The sequence below is a fragment of the Labrenzia sp. VG12 genome (assembly GCF_002237595.1).
GTDB lineage: Bacteria > Pseudomonadota > Alphaproteobacteria > Rhizobiales > Stappiaceae > Roseibium.
Map to the genome: position 1 here is coordinate 4,043,425 of NZ_CP022529.1, position 14,943 is coordinate 4,058,367.

The 14,943-nt window shown below is 60.0% G+C and carries 15 protein-coding genes; 12 read left to right on the plus strand and 3 right to left on the minus strand.

The features are described 5' to 3' along the window. Window positions 1-4 precede the first annotated feature (4 nt). Together CHH27_RS18730 and CHH27_RS18735 are read left to right on the plus strand one after the other, a co-directional pair. On the plus strand, window positions 5-2,812 hold the full coding sequence (locus CHH27_RS18730; protein ID WP_094072933.1) for a PAS domain S-box protein: 2,808 nt from the start codon (window positions 5-7) through the stop codon (window positions 2,810-2,812). After that, entirely contained in the window at window positions 2,812-4,026 is a 1,215-nt protein-coding gene (locus tag CHH27_RS18735) for an EAL domain-containing protein (protein WP_094072934.1), read from the plus strand. The genes CHH27_RS18730 and CHH27_RS18735 overlap by 1 nt, the downstream gene beginning before the upstream one ends. 62 nt (window positions 4,027-4,088) lie before the next feature. On the opposite strand, the gene CHH27_RS18740 is transcribed toward CHH27_RS18735, so the two are convergent. Further along, the gene (locus CHH27_RS18740; RefSeq protein ID WP_094072935.1) at window positions 4,089-4,820 is read right to left on the minus strand and encodes a FadR/GntR family transcriptional regulator; all 732 of its coding nucleotides are present in this window, start codon (window positions 4,818-4,820) and stop codon (window positions 4,089-4,091) included. Between the two features lie 154 nt (window positions 4,821-4,974). Here CHH27_RS18740 and CHH27_RS18745 point away from each other — a divergent pair, with 154 nt between their 5' ends. From CHH27_RS18745 to CHH27_RS18770, 6 genes are all read left to right on the plus strand, one after another. Beyond that, entirely contained in the window at window positions 4,975-5,766 is a 792-nt protein-coding gene (locus tag CHH27_RS18745) for a DUF2182 domain-containing protein (RefSeq protein WP_094074861.1), read from the plus strand. A gap of 10 nt (window positions 5,767-5,776) precedes the next feature. Next, on the plus strand, window positions 5,777-6,403 hold the full coding sequence (locus CHH27_RS18750; RefSeq protein ID WP_094072936.1) for a DUF1326 domain-containing protein: 627 nt from the start codon (window positions 5,777-5,779) through the stop codon (window positions 6,401-6,403). A gap of 16 nt (window positions 6,404-6,419) precedes the next feature. Then, a complete protein-coding gene (locus tag CHH27_RS18755; protein WP_094072937.1) occupies window positions 6,420-7,541 on the plus strand; it encodes a dimethylsulfoniopropionate demethylase in 1,122 nt (373 codons plus the stop codon). Window position 7,542: 1 nt separating this feature from the next. Then, window positions 7,543-9,186: an acyl-CoA synthetase gene (locus CHH27_RS18760; RefSeq protein ID WP_094072938.1), complete on the plus strand. Its 1,644-nt coding sequence runs from the start codon at window positions 7,543-7,545 to the stop codon at window positions 9,184-9,186. 5 nt (window positions 9,187-9,191) lie between these two features. Further along, window positions 9,192-10,184 carry an acryloyl-CoA reductase gene (acuI, locus tag CHH27_RS18765; RefSeq protein WP_094072939.1) on the plus strand — a complete coding sequence of 331 codons (993 nt, stop codon included), beginning with the start codon at window positions 9,192-9,194 and terminating at the stop codon, window positions 10,182-10,184. A gap of 201 nt (window positions 10,185-10,385) precedes the next feature. After that, window positions 10,386-10,955 carry an SMI1/KNR4 family protein gene (locus CHH27_RS18770; RefSeq protein WP_094072940.1) on the plus strand — a complete coding sequence of 190 codons (570 nt, stop codon included), beginning with the start codon at window positions 10,386-10,388 and terminating at the stop codon, window positions 10,953-10,955. 38 nt (window positions 10,956-10,993) lie between these two features. On the opposite strand, the gene CHH27_RS18775 is transcribed toward CHH27_RS18770, so the two are convergent. Beyond that, window positions 10,994-11,890 (minus strand): LysR family transcriptional regulator, encoded by an 897-nt coding sequence (locus CHH27_RS18775; protein WP_094072941.1) that lies wholly within the window; start codon window positions 11,888-11,890, stop codon window positions 10,994-10,996. Window positions 11,891-11,988: 98 nt separating this feature from the next. Between CHH27_RS18775 and CHH27_RS18780 the strand changes: the two genes are divergently transcribed. The 4 genes from CHH27_RS18780 to CHH27_RS18795 all read left to right on the plus strand — a co-directional run bounded on the left by CHH27_RS18780 (window position 11,989) and on the right by CHH27_RS18795 (window position 14,222). Continuing rightward, window positions 11,989-12,606 (plus strand): FMN-dependent NADH-azoreductase, encoded by a 618-nt coding sequence (locus CHH27_RS18780; RefSeq protein WP_157738989.1) that lies wholly within the window; start codon window positions 11,989-11,991, stop codon window positions 12,604-12,606. A gap of 272 nt (window positions 12,607-12,878) precedes the next feature. Next, window positions 12,879-13,076, plus strand: a complete 198-nt coding sequence (gene rpmI / locus CHH27_RS18785; protein ID WP_023002610.1) for a 50S ribosomal protein L35 — start codon at window positions 12,879-12,881, stop codon at window positions 13,074-13,076. Window positions 13,077-13,102: 26 nt separating this feature from the next. Next, window positions 13,103-13,462 carry a 50S ribosomal protein L20 gene (gene rplT / locus CHH27_RS18790; RefSeq protein ID WP_094072943.1) on the plus strand — a complete coding sequence of 120 codons (360 nt, stop codon included), beginning with the start codon at window positions 13,103-13,105 and terminating at the stop codon, window positions 13,460-13,462. Window positions 13,463-13,592: 130 nt separating this feature from the next. After that, window positions 13,593-14,222 (plus strand): 3'-5' exonuclease, encoded by a 630-nt coding sequence (locus CHH27_RS18795; RefSeq protein ID WP_094072944.1) that lies wholly within the window; start codon window positions 13,593-13,595, stop codon window positions 14,220-14,222. A 49-nt stretch (window positions 14,223-14,271) separates the two neighbouring features. On the opposite strand, the gene CHH27_RS18800 is transcribed toward CHH27_RS18795, so the two are convergent. Next, on the minus strand, window positions 14,272-14,868 hold the full coding sequence (locus CHH27_RS18800; RefSeq protein ID WP_094072945.1) for a hypothetical protein: 597 nt from the start codon (window positions 14,866-14,868) through the stop codon (window positions 14,272-14,274). Window positions 14,869-14,943: the final 75 nt, after the last annotated feature.

Here is a 14,943-nt window from a genome sequence, read left to right on the forward strand (position 1 = left end):
TACAATGATGAGATCAAGCGAGAAATCTCACGAAGAGAATCGACTGAAAGCCGTCGATAGTTTTCGGTTCCTGGAAGACGAAACACCCCCCATCTTCACCGATGCGGTCCAGGTGGTCGCGGATCTTTTCCAGGCAAGGATCGCATTCGTCTGCCTGATCGGTTCAGATCGGAAAAACCTCCTGTCGCACGTCGGGATGGCCAGCAACTCAGTTCCGCTGAAAGGCTCTTTTTGCGAACACGCCATCAGGGACAGCGCACCGCTTTGCGTTTCGAATGCTCTTGAAGACGAGCGCTTTCGAGACAACCCGCATGTAACTGGTGCACCTCAACTCCGGTTCTATCTCGGTGCGCCACTGATCACCCGGGATGGCTTCAACATCGGCACGTTGTCCGTGGCGGCAACGGAACCGAGATCTGTCTCGCAGCAGGAACGCGACAGCCTGATGGCGCTTGCCCGCCTGCTCGTGCATCAGATGGAGGAATTGAAGGACAAGCGAGACAAGGAAACGGAAGCCAGAAGGTTGCAGACATTGCTTGACGACGTGACCAACGTCATGACGGAAGGCCTTGCCGTTTTCGATACGGAGGACCGGCTCGTCTTCTTCAACAAGCGCTACCAGGAGTTCTATGACCCCGGCGGCACCACGATCAGGCTCGGACGAAACTTCAAGGACATGCTGGTTGATGGCCTGCACTCGGGCGAATATGCCATTTCTGCCGGGGGCGAGGCGGACTGGCTGAAGGATCGCCTGGCGCATCACGAGACCACCCCGGACCAGCCCTTCGAGCAGCAACTGGCGGATGGCAGATGGCTCCTCGTTTCAGAACGACGCCTTCCAGGAGGTGGAACACTCGGAATTCGAACCGACATCTCGACACTCAAGGAAAAAGAACAAACCCTTCAGGAGAACGAACAGAAGTTCAGGGACTACACGCAGACCGCGTCGGACTGGATCTGGGAAACCGACCCCCAGAACCGCATGACCCTGCTCGCCGGCAACCACCGGCACCTTTCGGGCATTGACAAGAAGGATGTGCTTGGCAAGACGCGCAACGAGGTGGCAACCGAGGACGTTACCTCAGCGAAATGGCGAAAGCTCGACGCGCGCATTGCCAGGCAGGAACCGTTCAAGGACTTCACCTACCGCCTTTACGACAGTGATGGCATCGAACAGGCCATCTCCATTTCCGGCGTTCCTGCCTATGACAACGACGGCCGTTTTCTCGGCTATCGAGGCACGGGCCGCAATATCACCGATGCCGTCAAGGCAAACGAACGCTTGCAGGAAGCTGAGATGCGCATCCGCGCCGCGCTCAACAACACGCTTGTGGGCATGGTGATGATCGACGCAAGCGGCAAGATCCTGGAATTCAATCGTGAAGCCGAACGCATGTTTCAGTATGACACTGACGAGGTGATCGGGCAGAACGTGAAACTGCTGATGCCCAAAGACCATGCGGATCACCACGATCACTACCTGAAACGCTATCTGGAAGAGGGCAAGGCCTATATCATCGGCAAGGCACGGCGGGTGATGGGGCGACGGAAAGACGGCAGTCTCTTTCCCCTGACGCTTGGCATCGGACGCATCGACCTGCCCGGCGGCACCCAGTTCATCGGCTCGCTCACGGATCTGAGCGAACAGGAAAAGCTGGAGAACCAGCTTCAGCGCGCACAGAAACTCGAAGCGATCGGCCAGCTTACCGGCGGCATCGCCCATGACTTCAACAACATTCTCGGTATCATCCTGGGCAATCTGGAGCTGGGATTGAGAAGGGCGGAGCCGGATTCGAAGCTCTACGCCTATTTCGACAAGTCGCATCAGGCTGCCGAGCGGGCTGCCAAGATCACGCAACAGCTTCTGTCGTTCTCACGGCAGAAGGATTTTTATTCAGACAACATCTCCTGCGACCTCAACCGGGCCATTGAAGATGTCGAGGCTCTTCTCAGGGGCTCCTTGACCAAGGGCATCGATCTTCATGTCAAACCGAGCCTCGCACCGTTGATCGCCCATGTCGATGCCGGCGACCTGCAGGACGTGATCATCAACCTGGCCGTGAACGCCCGCGATGCCATGCACAAGTCGGGCAAACTTGAGATCAGGCTGGAAAAGACGCAGATCGACAAGGATGCCCCACCTGATCTCGCCAGAATTCCGGCGGGATCCTACGGCGTTATCTCCGTCTCCGACAATGGGCCTGGCATCCCGGAGGAAATCAGAGCCAGGATTTTCGAACCGTTTTTCACCACGAAACCGCAAGGCCGGGGTACCGGCCTCGGATTGGCAATGGTCTACGGGTTTGCCCGGCGCTCCCGCGGAGAAATCAAGGTCTATTCCGAGCTCGGCGTTGGCACTGTGTTTCGCATCTTCATTCCGCTGTTTGAAGGTGGTCGCACCCCGTCGTCCCAGCCCAAGCCTGATGAAATTGTCCCACGGGGGTCGGAACACATTCTGGTGGTCGATGATGAAGCCGAACTGGCCAGTTATGCCCAAGGCACGCTTGAAGACCTGGGGTATCGTGTATCCACCAGTTCCACGCCGGTCGACGCACTTGAGATCGTCCAGAAACAACCTACAATTGATCTCGTCTTCTCTGATGTCGTCATGCCAGGCCCAATGAACGGCATCGAGTTGCTGCAGAAGGTCCGGTCCATGCGCCCTGGCATCGGCTGTCTGCTGGCGTCCGGTTTTCCTGGAGAAATCCTGACAAAGAACGGGACCGACGAAACCGAGTTGCTGATCAAACCGTATGACCGTCAGACGCTGGCACGCGCGATCCGGCAGACACTTGACGAAAGGCGGCCCTAATGAGGGTTCTGGTCTATGACGACGAGGAGGACTTTGCCTCCTTTGTCCAGGAAGCGGTGGAAGACCAGGGTCACCATGTGACCATGGTGACCAATGCCGCCGAGTTTGCCGAGAATTTCTCAGCGGAAACCGACCTGATTTTTCTCGACCTGTTCATGCCGGACGTCAACGGGATCGAGTGCATCCGATTTCTTGCCAAGACCGGCACCAAAGCCCTGCTCGTGCTCATGAGCGGTCAGGATCCGGCAATCCTGAACGCCGCACGCGAGGGTGCGCGGGCCAGCAATCTCACGGTTCTCGATGTTCTCCAGAAGCCGATCGCACTGTCGGCCATCGAAGATGTTCTGGATGCGGCAGACGCAACAATCATGTCTACCAGGCAAAGATCCGCTGCCCAGGCCGAGGCATGCTGTGACCTGCAGGGCGATGATGTTCTGGAGGGCCTGCAAAAGAACGAGTTTTTTGTCGCCTACCAGCCGCAGCTGCGCCTGGAGAACCGTTCCGTCGCTGGTCTGGAGGCCCTGTTGCGCTGGCAGCATCCGGAGTGTGGAGCGGTTTCACCTGCCGTGTTCATTCCGTTGGCAGAGCAATCTCCAGCCGTCATGAGCGCCCTGACGGAATTTGTTCTCAAGACTGCCTGTTACGACCTGATTGCCTTATCCGGCCTCTGTCCCAACCTCAAGGTTTCAGTGAACGTGTCGGCAACCTCCCTGGACGAAATTGCCCTCCCGGACATGATCCAGAATATCGTGCGCGGCATCGGCCTTGAAAATCACAGACTGATCCTGGAACTGACGGAAACCGCAGCATCTTCAAATCTCGGGCAGGCCATCGATATTCTGACCCGGCTGCGCATGGCCGGCTTTGGTGTTTCCATTGACGATTTCGGGACCGGATACTCGTCCTTGGAACAAATCGTCCAGGTCCCTTTCACCGAACTCAAGGTCGACCAGCGTTTCGTCAAGGAACTTCTGACCAGCGACAAGTGCCGTGCGGTGTGCGAAATCAGCTGCCTGCTGGCCCGCAAGACCGGCATGCTGCCGGTCGCAGAAGGTGTTGAGGATGAAGCAACAGCCCAGGAGCTGCTGCGCCTCGGCTTTGTCCTTGCTCAAGGCTACCATTTTGCCAAACCCATGGCGAAACCGCAGTTGCTGGACTGGCTGCGGGCCCACGATCAGGACACAACCGGCGTTGCGGCTGCCGCAGGCGGTTGACGCGAACTCAGCGTCCCTCCGGATTGTCTTGACCTGTTCCGGCGCAGCGAACTGCAGGCCGCTTACCCGTCTCGTGGCTTGCGCCGTTGCGCTGCCAGGTCCTTGGTATAGGCGGCAAGCGCATCCAGCTGGTCAGCGGCCTTGCTGCTGTCGCCGGCTTTCAGCGCCGATGCCAGCGATTCATGCAGGTCGGCAATTCGCTCGCGGTCGCGCAGGCGGTAGACAAGCATGTTCATCAGCGGCTGCATGGCCTCGAAAGCGGCCGCCAGCTGAAAACTCAGCAGAGGATTACCGGTCGCCGATGCGATCGCCGAGTGAAAGGCAACATCCGAGGCACAGAACTCTTCATCGCTGGTCAGTTTGTCCCGCTGGCGCGCGATCTCCTGCGCCATTGCCGCCAGATGCTGGTCGGACCTGTTTTCGACTGCAAGCGGCAGGGCGGATGTCTCCAGGGCGAACCGCGCCTCGATGGCATCTTCCAGCGGAATGTTGTTCATCCCGATCAGAAGACGCGTCGTCGTCACCAGGTTGTCCTGGGCCTCGTCCCAGGTGAGGCGGTTGACAAAAGCGCCGCCGGACGACCCGCGTTCGCTGCGAATAAGGTTTTGCGCGGCCAGTCTTTTCAGCGCCTCGCGCACGGTCGATCGGGAGACACCGAACCGCTCGGAAAGCTCTGCCTCGCTTGGCAGTCTTTCTTCGCTGGCAAGCCGGCCTTCGAGAATGGCATCCCGGATGGCATTGGCGATCTGGACCGACAGCCCCTCTTTTTGAATCGTGTTGAATTCAATCGCCAAGATTTTCTCCGGTCCTGCCCCAGTCAACGAGAGGCAAACCTAATGAGGCGCCAGGCAGGGGTCAATTGAAAATGTTTAAATGTCTGACAATTAAATGTTTGACTTTTGCATCTTTGACGCGCAGCGTAAGGCCAAACATGATCGGGAGGATCGGATGGAGACCATGACGCGGCTGTTTGCCGGCCACAGAAGCCTGTGGCTTGCCTTCTATGGCTGCGTTCTGGCCGCCTGGGCGGCGCTGTTTGCGATGCAGGTCCGGGAGGTTCCGGCCTCCTTGCAGGTGGACGGGCTTGCCTATCTGATCTCGCTCTGCCGCACGACTGCCGCCGATGCCGGTTTCCGGTCGGCCCTTGTCATGTGGGCGCTGATGGCGCTCGCCATGATGGCCCCGACCGCCTTTCCCGCCTTTCGTACCTTCGCCCAATTGAGCCGGACCGCAGGTGCAGGTGCAGCGCCGCTCGCGGCCTTGCTGGGCGGGTACATGCTGGTCTGGCTCGGGTTTTCTGTTGTTGCGGCCCTTCTCCAGACCCGGCTGGCAGAGCTCGGCCTCATCACCGACCTCGGTCAGTCAGTCTCCGCGCCCCTCAATGGCGGGCTGTTGCTTCTGGCCGGCGCTTATCAGTTCAGCACGCTGAAGGAAGCCTGCCTCAACGCCTGCCAGAGCCCGATGACCTTCTTCTTCAGCCACTGGCAACCCGGTGCCAGGGGCGGTGCAATGCTCGGCCTCCGGCTCGGGGCCATCTGTCTCGGTTGCTGCTGGGCCCTGATGCTGCTGGCCTTCATCGCCGGCACCATGAATCTCGCATTCATGGGCCTCGCCATGGTGCTGATGACCCTCGAAAAACTGCCGGCTATCGGCACGCGGATCACGGCACCGCTCGGGGTCTTTCTCATTCTGACGGGAGCGGTCGCTCTGCTCCTGCCGCTGACAAACTCAATCAACTAGGGAGAAAACAATGTCCGGATGGGCCATTCGTGGGGAACTGATCCTCAACTGCAATTGCACGGTCTTTTGCCCCTGCGTCGTGTCGCTCGGCAAACACGCACCCACCGAAGGCTATTGCCAGGCTTGGGCTGGTGTTCGCATCGATGAAGGCCACTACGAGGGCGAAGACCTGTCCGGCCTCAATGTCGGCCTGGTGCTGGAAATCCCGGGTCTGATGGCCCGCGGCAACTGGAAAGCGGCCGCCTATATCGATGAACGCGCCAGCGAGGCGGCCTATGACGGCCTGATCAAGATTTTCTCCGGTCAGGCAAAGGGCACGACGGGGCTGTTCCGGGTTCTGGTCAGCGAATTCCTGGGCGCAGAGCGCGCCCCGGTTTCTTATGAAAACGAAGGCAAGAAGCGCCGCCTGATCGTCGGCAAGGCCATCAAGGGCGAAGTGGAGCCCGTTCGAGGCGCCAATCCGGACGAGGACATCGTGGTGACCAACACCGAATACTGGATGGGATCGGACATCACCGTTGCCACCGCCACCCAGGGCCGCGTCCGTGCCTATGGCCGCGTCTGGGACTTTGACGGTCGCAGCGCGGAAATCTGTCAGATCGACTGGTCCGGCCCCGCCGCCGAACAGGCCGCATAAGGTCAGGGAGGGCAACATGCAGGTCCCCGCACTTTCCATTTCCCGCCGCACGCGCAAGACCCCCTTTGCCCGGCGTGTCCAGGCAGCTGGCGTCAAGGGTTATACGGTCTATAACCACATGCTGCTGCCAACCGTCTTCGAAACCGTCGAGGCGGATTATCACCATCTGAAAAAAGACGTTCAGATCTGGGATGTTGCCTGCGAACGGCAGGTGGAACTGTGGGGGCCCGACGCAGCGCGCCTGGCCCAGATGCTCACCCCCCGGGACCTGTCCGGCATGACCGAGGGGCGCTGTTACTACACACCCATGGTCGACGAAACCGGTGGCATGCTCAATGATCCGGTGACAACCAAGCTTGCCGAGGACAAGTTCTGGGTGTCCGTCGCCGACAGCGATCTCCTGTTCTGGATCAAGGGCCTTGCCCATGCCTTCCGGCTGGAAGTCGATGTCGACGAACCGGACGTGTCACCACTCGCGATCCAGGGACCGAAGGCCGAGGATCTGGTCGCCCGGCTCTTCGGCGAACGAATCCGCACGATCCGCTTCTTTCACTATGACCATGTCGAGTTCGAGGGCCACAGGCTGGTTCTGGCGCGCTCCGGCTATTCCAAGCAGGGCGGTTTTGAGCTCTATGTCGAGGATTCCCGTCTCGGCGAACCGATCTGGGATGCCTTCATGGCCGCGGGCGAAGACCTCAACGTGCGCGCGGGCTGTCCGAACCTGATCGAACGCATCGAGGGGCAGCTCCTGTCCTACGGCAACGACATGACCCGCAACAACACGCCGCATGAATGTGGCCTCGGCAGGTTCTGCCAGACCAAGGACGCCATCGGCTGCGTCGGCCGCGATGCGCTCCTGCGCGTTGCGGTGGAAGGCCCGGTGCGGCAGATCCGCAGCATTGCCATTGACGGCGAACCGGTGCCACCTTGTGACGAGCTCTGGCCGATCATTGCCGGTGGCCGGCAGGTCGGGACCGTCAGCTCGGCGGCCTATTCACCGGATTTTCGCACCAATGTGGCCATCGGCATGGTGCGCATGACACATTGGGACGACGGCACCAAGGTCCAGGTCGATACGCCTCATGGCATGCGGGCAGCGACCGTGTGGGAGACGCCGTTTTCCAATCAGGGGGCATGACATGAAGCAGCACTACGATGCCTTCGACAAGGCCCCTGCCAATCATGTGCCGCTGACACCGCTATCCTTTCTGGAGCGGACCGCTGCGATCTTCCCGGACCGGACGGCGCTGATCTATAATGAGCGCCGGTCCACCTGGAGGGAGGTGCAGACCCGGGTGCGCCGCGTGGCATCCAGCCTGCGGCGACTGGGCATCGGCCCTGGCGATACGGTCTCCGTCATGGCCGCCAACACCCCGGAGCTTTTAGAACTGCATTACGCGGTACCGCTCACCGGTGCTGTGCTCAACACGATCAACACCCGCCTGGAACCGGAAACCATCGCCTATATCCTGGATCACGGCGATGCACGCCTGGTCATCGCCGACACGGCCTTTTCTGCGGTGATCCAGAAGGCCTTTGCGCTGAACGGCAAGACTCTGCCGGTTGTCGACATCGTTGATCCGGATGGGCCGGGCGGCGAGCGGATTGGGTCGGAAACCTATGAGAACCTGGTCGGCGCGGGTGATCCGGAGTTTGCCTGGACCGGCCCGGAAGATGAATGGGCGGCCCTGGCGCTGAACTACACTTCCGGCACCTCGGGACGGCCCAAGGGCGTCGTCTATCACCATCGTGGCGCCTATCTGATGGCGATGGGCACGCCGGTCGCGTGGGAGCTGCCGCGCCATCCGGTCTATCTCTATTCCGTGCCCATGTTTCACTGCAACGGCTGGTGCCACGCCTGGACCATGACGCTGATGGCCGGCACCATCGTGCTGATCCGGCAGATCACGGGAGAAGCGGTTTTCAAGCTCATCGCCGAACACGACATCACCCATCTTGGCGGCGCACCGATCGTCCTGTCCATGCTGATCAACACACCGGAAGACCAGCGTTGCCATGTTGGCCACACCGTCAGGGTCATGACCGCAGGCGCTCCGCCGCCGGCGACCGTTCTCGCCGGCGTCAAGAAACTTGGCTTTGAGGTGATGCAGGTCTACGGCCTAACCGAAACCTATGGCCATGTTGCCCAGTGTATTTGGCAGGACGACTGGGCTGATCTTTCCCCCGACGAGCAGGCCGAGCGGCAATCCTGGCAAGGGGTCGGTTTTCCGATGACCGAAAGGATCGACGTTGTCGACCGTGACAGCGGTGCGCCCGTACCGATGGATGGCCAGACCCAGGGCGAGATCATCATTCGGGGCAACACCGTCATGAAGGGCTATTACAAGAATCCTGAAGCAACGGCCGAGGCCTTTGCCGGCGGTGCGTTCAAGTCCGGCGATGCGGCCGTGCGCCATCCGAACGGCTACATCCAGATCCGCGATCGGCTGAAGGACGTGATCATATCCGGCGGTGAGAACATCTCTTCCGTCGAGGTCGAGGGCATATTGCATCGGCACCCGGATGTGGTTCTGGCCGCCGTTGTCGCGCTGCCGGACGAAAAATGGGGCGAGGTGCCCTGCGCGTTTGTGGAGCTCAAGGAAGGCAGCGCCGAGTCCGAAGACAGCCTGATCGCCTTCTGCAAGGAGAACATGGCCGGCTTCAAGCGGCCCAAGAAAATCGTCCTGACCGAGCTGCCCAAGACGGCAACCGGCAAGATCCAGAAATATGTCCTGCGCCAGGAGGCCAGGACCATGAGCGAGACCACCCAAAAACAGGATTGAGGCACATGACTTTCAAAGCACTGATTGTGAACAAGGACGAAGACGGCAAGACCCATGCGGGCATCGAGGAAATCGAGGAAAGCCGTCTGCCGGAAGCCGATGTCACTGTTGCGGTCGAATATTCGACCCTGAACTACAAGGACGGGCTGTGTGTCGGCCCCGGTGGCGGTCTCGTGCGCAATTATCCGCATGTGCCGGGGATCGACTTTGCCGGCACGGTCGATGAAAGCTCCGACGACTGGTACAAGCCCGGCGACAAGGTGGTGCTGACCGGCTGGCGCGTCGGCGAAGCCTGGTGGGGCGGCTATTCCCAGAAAGCCCGGGTCAAGGGCGAATGGCTGGTGCCGCTGCCCGAAGGCATTTCCACCCGCAACGCCATGGCAGTCGGCACGGCCGGTTTCACGGCGATGTTGGCCATCATGGCGCTGGAAGAGCACGGCATGAAACCGGCTGACGGCCCTGTGCTGGTCACCGGCGCAGCCGGCGGCGTCGGCTCGGTCGCGACCGCCATCCTCGCCAATCTGGGCTACGAAGTCGCCGCCGTCACCGGCCGGGAAAGCACCTGGGACTATCTGAAGTCGCTCGGCGCCAGCCGCATCGTGCCCCGTGACGACGTTGCCGAAACCGTCAAGCGCCCGCTGGAAAGCGAAACCTGGGCCGGATGTGTCGACGCTGTCGGCGGCGCCATGCTGGCGCGCATTCTCGGCCAGATGAAATATGGCGCGTCGGTTGCAGCAGTCGGTCTGGCCGGCGGCGCGGCCCTGCCGGCCACCGTCATTCCGTTTCTTTTGCGCGGCGTCAACCTGCTCGGCATTGACAGCGTGATGAAGCCCTATGACGCCCGCCTGAAAGCCTGGGAGCGGCTGGCAAGGGACCTGCCGATGGACAAGCTGGAAGCCATGATCCAGCCGGCTACACTTGAAGATCTGCCGCAGCTCGGTGCGGATATCCTGAAAGGTCAGGTCAAGGGCCGCGTTGTGGTTGATGTGAACGCCTAGTGAGGAAAGTCTGAAGACTTTCAGGTAACCGAAGCGGGCTGATTTCAGCTGCAAATCATGCCGGGAATGGGCTGCAGAAACAAAAGCCCATTCCCGCACGCGTTTGCGGCATGGTATGACGTCGCACGCTAGGCCACCGGCAAGGCTATCGCCCAGCAGCGCCTACAAGGTCTGTCCCTTCTCATCGCCTGGAACCAGATCATGAACCACGAAAACCGGGTCACGGATCCCAATCCCTATGGACCGATTGAAGCGGAAGACATTGAGCGCTTCGAAAAAACACTGCCTTCGAAGCTTCCCGGGGACTACAGAGACTACCTGCTCAAATTCAACGGCGGTGACTTTGAAAAGACCTGCGTTCCGGCGAATAAGGAGAAGGAGGACACATACTCCATTTCGGAGTTTTTTGCTCTGTACCGGGGACCGGAGGCGTCAAGGCTGGAGCGAAACTGGGATCTTGCCGGGTATTACGACCTTGCGGATTTCAGCCATCTCACGAAAGCCTATCTGGCATTTGCGATGAGCGGGACTGGCGACGTCTTTCTCCTCAAGTTCGCAACCGGCGAGGTTCTGGTCTATTTGCACGACAGCGTGGACTATGCGCCGGTTGAGGGGCCTCGAGGCACTCTCGTTCGCCTGGCAGGATCGTTTTCCGACTTCGTTTCAAGGATGATTTCCAAAAGGGAACTCCTGCAGGACACGGTTGAGAGCGACCCGGATTTTGCGGCCAGGCTGGAACAGCTGAAGAAAGACAGCGGCTTGTGGGATTGAGCCTTCCCAGGAGCAGATCGGGACCGGGGCATTGAAGGTCACCCGTACTTTTCCTTAAGAAAATCAATCATCACCCGGACCTTCTGCGGCAGGTAGGAACGGCTCGGGTAAAGCAGCCAGGCCGCGGTCTCGAAGGAAGAAGCCGCACAGGCATGATCGGGGAAAAGGTCGACCAGCGTACCGTTGTCCAGGTCACGCTGCACCAGCATGATCGGCAGAAGCGCAACGCCCATTCCGGACCGCGCCGCCGAGCGGATGGACAGGGCATTCGAGATCACCGTCGCACCGCCGACCGGCACGCTGAACGCGTCCTCGTTTTCCCTCTCCCGGAATTGCCAGTAGGTTTTGAAGCCAGGGATGGCAAAGCGGATGCACTCCCGCTCCGACAGCTCGTCGGGATGTTCCGGCCGGCCCGTCTTTTCCAGATAGGCCGGGGAGGCCACAACACGGTAGCTGGTCGCCATCAGCTTGCTGACAATCCAGTCCCCCTTCGGCATCTGCCCGAACCGCACCGCCAGGTCGATGCCATCGGCCCGCAGGTCCAGGTTGGCATCGGAGGCCAGGATCTCGAGGTCGATCTCGGGGTACCTGTCCCGAAACGCAGGCAGAACCGGCATCAGACATTCCTGCACGAAGGAGATGCTGGCCGTCACACGCAAGGTTCCGCGCGGCGAAACGCTGGTCGAACGGGCTTCGTCCCCCGCGGCATCCAGCTCCTCGACAAGCGGCGCGATCCGGTTGAGATAGAGCTCGCCCTCGCCGGTGGGAGCCAGGCTCCTTGTGCTGCGTTGAAACAGACGAAAGCCGACATCCTGTTCCAGCTGGGCGATCACCCGGGAGACGCTGGATGCATCCAGGTCCAATAGCCGGGCAACTGCGGCAAAGCTGCCGAGATCCCGGACCAGCAAGGCGGTTTTAAGTGTTGAGAGCTCCATTCGTGCACGATACGCACGAGTGAGGTGTAATTCGACCTATTTTTTCACCCATCGCAGGAAACTAGACCGGACATGCCATTCAACAAGGAGGCATGGTCATGACTCAGTTGCTCCGCATCAATTCAAGTTCCCGGCAGGACGGCTCTCATTCGGCTGCTGTAGCTGATGTCTTTGAAGCCGAATTCCGGCGGAAACACCCAGGCTGCGAAGTCATCACACGCAACGTTGCGGACGGGTCCATACCGTTCATAGCTCAAGAAACCATCGACGGTTTCTATGCACCACAAGACGCTTTAACCGAAGAGCTGAGATCCGCCACCGCCCTGTCGGATGAGCTGATCGGAGAAATCCAAGGCTCCGACACGCTGCTCCTAGCCGTCCCGATCTATAATTGCTCCATTCCTGCGGCCCTGAAAGCCTGGATCGACCAGATCATGCGCATCGGTCATACGTTCTCCATGGATGAAACAGGGTTTAGAGGACTGGTCAAAGCCCGGCGGGCCGTCATTGTCTGTGCCTATGGGTCAGAAGGTTATCTGACGGAAGAACCGTTTGCCGCGGCGAATTTTCTGGAACCCTACCTGAAATTCCTGTTCACGTTTCTGGGTGTCCAGACGATTGAGTTCGTCCATGTCCAGGGAACGGCAACAGCCGGCCCCGAGGTGTTCGCCGACAGGCTGGAAGCGGCCAAGGGCGAAGCAAGACAAGCAGCCTAGCCCGGCGGTTCCCAGGCGCAGCACCGTCACAATTGCTAATCGGGATAAGGTACCTCGGCAGATACCGCTCACTGAGGCCCCGATTCCGGTTGCATTTGGCGGAAACCTCCCATATAAGCGCCCGGTCCAGAGTCGTCCGGCTCGTCGTGGACTGGTCTTTTGCATCCTGATGCGGACCATTTGCGACAACCGAGGGCATGCCGTGTCGGCTCTGAATGCACCAAGAAAGAAGCGGCTGCTTTATCGCGGACGCACCAAGGAAAGGATGCAAAATGCCCAAGCTGAAGACGAAGTCCGGCGCCAAAAAGCGCTTCAAAGTGACTGCGACCGGCAAGGTGAAAACCGCGCAGGCCGGCAAGCGTCATGGCATGATCAAGCGCACGAACAAGTTCATCCGCAACGCCCGTGGCACCACCACGCTGAGCGACCAGGATGCAAAGATCGTGAAGCAGTTCCTGCCTTACGCCTAACGCCAGCCCCGAAGGAGATCACCTAAATGTCACGCGTCAAACGGGGCGTAACCGCCCACGCTCGTCACAAGAAAGTTCTGAAGGCCGCAAAAGGTTATTACGGCCGCCGCAAGAACACCATCCGCGTCGCCAAGCAGGCTGTCGAAAAGGCAGCTCAGTACGCTTACCGCGACCGCAAGGCCAAGAAGCGCAACTTCCGTTCGCTCTGGATCCAGCGCATCAATGCGGCGACCCGCCAGCACGGCATGACCTACGGCAACTTCATCAACGGCCTCAACAAGGCCGGTATCGAAGTCGACCGCAAGGTTCTGTCCGACCTCGCCATCAATCAGCCGGACGCCTTCAAGGCTCTGGTCGACAAGGCGCAGGGCGCACTGGCTGCCTGAGCCGGTTTGAACAATTGTCTTGAAAACGCGGTCTTCGGGCCGCGTTTTTTTTGCGTTTCAGTCCGCCGCCCGTGCCTTTCCTGCTAGACAGGGGGCGAGCGCCAAGCATCACCGGAACCGGGGTCTCTCAATGACGCATGCCATCATCTTCGATTGCGAGTTTTTGACAGCGCCTGGCGCCATCACACGCCTTTGGGGTGGTCCGTTTGACCCAGATCCCGCGGTAGCCCAGATCGGCGCTGTCAAGCTGTCACTGGAGACGGGGTTCGAAATCCAGGACGAGTTCCAGGTCCTGATCGCCTCCACGGACAGATTTGGCAACAAGGTCGCGCTGGACCCGTTTTTCACCCAGCTGACGGGGATCGAACAGGCGGCCATGGACCGCGAGAGCGTGTCACGTGCCGAGGCGTTGACCCGCTTCGAACATTTTGCCGGCGAGGGAACCCTCTGGTCCTGGGGCAAGGACGAACTCTATCTCTACGGTATCAGCTGTTACCTCGCCGGCCTCAAGCCGGCTCTTGCGGCCACTCGGTTCGGAAACGCCATCGCCCTTGCATTCAATGCGGGCGTACCCCTGGAGGACCTCCAGAAGACTTCCAGTGGACAATTGGCCGACTATTTCGGCATCAAGGGCAACGGCAGGCGCCATCATGATGCGCTCGACGATGCCATGTCCGTTGCCCTGTCCCTTCAGTTCCTTTTGCGCAACGGCAAACTTCAAGCGGCCGATTTCCAGCTGCCGGTGCAGCCGAAGAGCTGATAACAGGTTCAAGTCTGCCGAAGAGCCTTGTACCTCCAGGGTCAGGACCCTAGTACCCGGTTCGATAGAAACGGACGGCGCTTGGCACCTTCGCAAGATCGTCCTCGGTCCTGACGGACCATTTGAGCGGATAGGCGCCGAAAGCGACACCGTTTCCGTCGACCCATACGCGATCCAGCAAGGTCTCTCCGGCCTCGGGCAAATCAAAGACCGAACAACTCCGGCCATCCACCGGCCGGGCGATATGGGTTTGCCACCCTGTCAGACCGCATCCTGCAGCCGTTTCAGGATCATTATAGACCGCGGTGACCTCGTCCCTGTTTGTCTTGAGAAGGATCGACTCGATCCTGTGCGTTATTCGCAGGGCTTCCGGGTCTTCCTGCAGCTCCAGAAGTTGAGACCGGTACTGTGCCTGCACTGTCGGCTCACGGCAGGCATTGCTGGCAAAGACCTGGCTCCAGGCCGACATCTGCCCGCTGCCGTCCACCACAAGTCGGGTGATCATGCCGTGCCTGCCCGCCCTTCCGATCGGCAGACAATCGGTGGTCCACTCTCCCTGCAAGCTGGCTGGTACAACCGGTTCGGCGCGCGTTTCCGCCGCAACCACGGTCAGGGCAAGACAAAGGGCAATGGCAGTCGGGCGCATTCTGGTCTCCGGTCGACTTTGAAGGGACAAGAGCGAACCGGTAAAGTCTGATTCCGGTCTCCACGTGACTGAAGC

Bases quoted from the DNA above. Each gene is read 5' to 3' on its own strand.
- CHH27_RS18730 (WP_094072933.1), top strand. From the start codon at position 5: ATGATGAGATCAAGCGAGAAATCTCACGAAGAGAATCGACTGAAAGCC.
- CHH27_RS18735 (WP_094072934.1), top strand. From the start codon at position 2,812: ATGAGGGTTCTGGTCTATGACGACGAGGAGGACTTTGCCTCCTTTGTC.
- CHH27_RS18745 (WP_094074861.1), top strand. From the start codon at position 4,975: ATGGAGACCATGACGCGGCTGTTTGCCGGCCACAGAAGCCTGTGGCTT.
- CHH27_RS18750 (WP_094072936.1), top strand. From the start codon at position 5,777: ATGTCCGGATGGGCCATTCGTGGGGAACTGATCCTCAACTGCAATTGC.
- CHH27_RS18755 (WP_094072937.1), top strand. From the start codon at position 6,420: ATGCAGGTCCCCGCACTTTCCATTTCCCGCCGCACGCGCAAGACCCCC.
- CHH27_RS18760 (WP_094072938.1), top strand. From the start codon at position 7,543: ATGAAGCAGCACTACGATGCCTTCGACAAGGCCCCTGCCAATCATGTG.
- acuI (WP_094072939.1), top strand. From the start codon at position 9,192: ATGACTTTCAAAGCACTGATTGTGAACAAGGACGAAGACGGCAAGACC.
- CHH27_RS18770 (WP_094072940.1), top strand. From the start codon at position 10,386: ATGAACCACGAAAACCGGGTCACGGATCCCAATCCCTATGGACCGATT.
- CHH27_RS18775 (WP_094072941.1), bottom strand. From the start codon at position 11,890: ATGGAGCTCTCAACACTTAAAACCGCCTTGCTGGTCCGGGATCTCGGC.
- CHH27_RS18780 (WP_157738989.1), top strand. From the start codon at position 11,989: ATGACTCAGTTGCTCCGCATCAATTCAAGTTCCCGGCAGGACGGCTCT.
- rpmI (WP_023002610.1), top strand. From the start codon at position 12,879: ATGCCCAAGCTGAAGACGAAGTCCGGCGCCAAAAAGCGCTTCAAAGTG.
- rplT (WP_094072943.1), top strand. From the start codon at position 13,103: ATGTCACGCGTCAAACGGGGCGTAACCGCCCACGCTCGTCACAAGAAA.
- CHH27_RS18795 (WP_094072944.1), top strand. From the start codon at position 13,593: ATGACGCATGCCATCATCTTCGATTGCGAGTTTTTGACAGCGCCTGGC.
- CHH27_RS18800 (WP_094072945.1), bottom strand. From the start codon at position 14,868: ATGCGCCCGACTGCCATTGCCCTTTGTCTTGCCCTGACCGTGGTTGCG.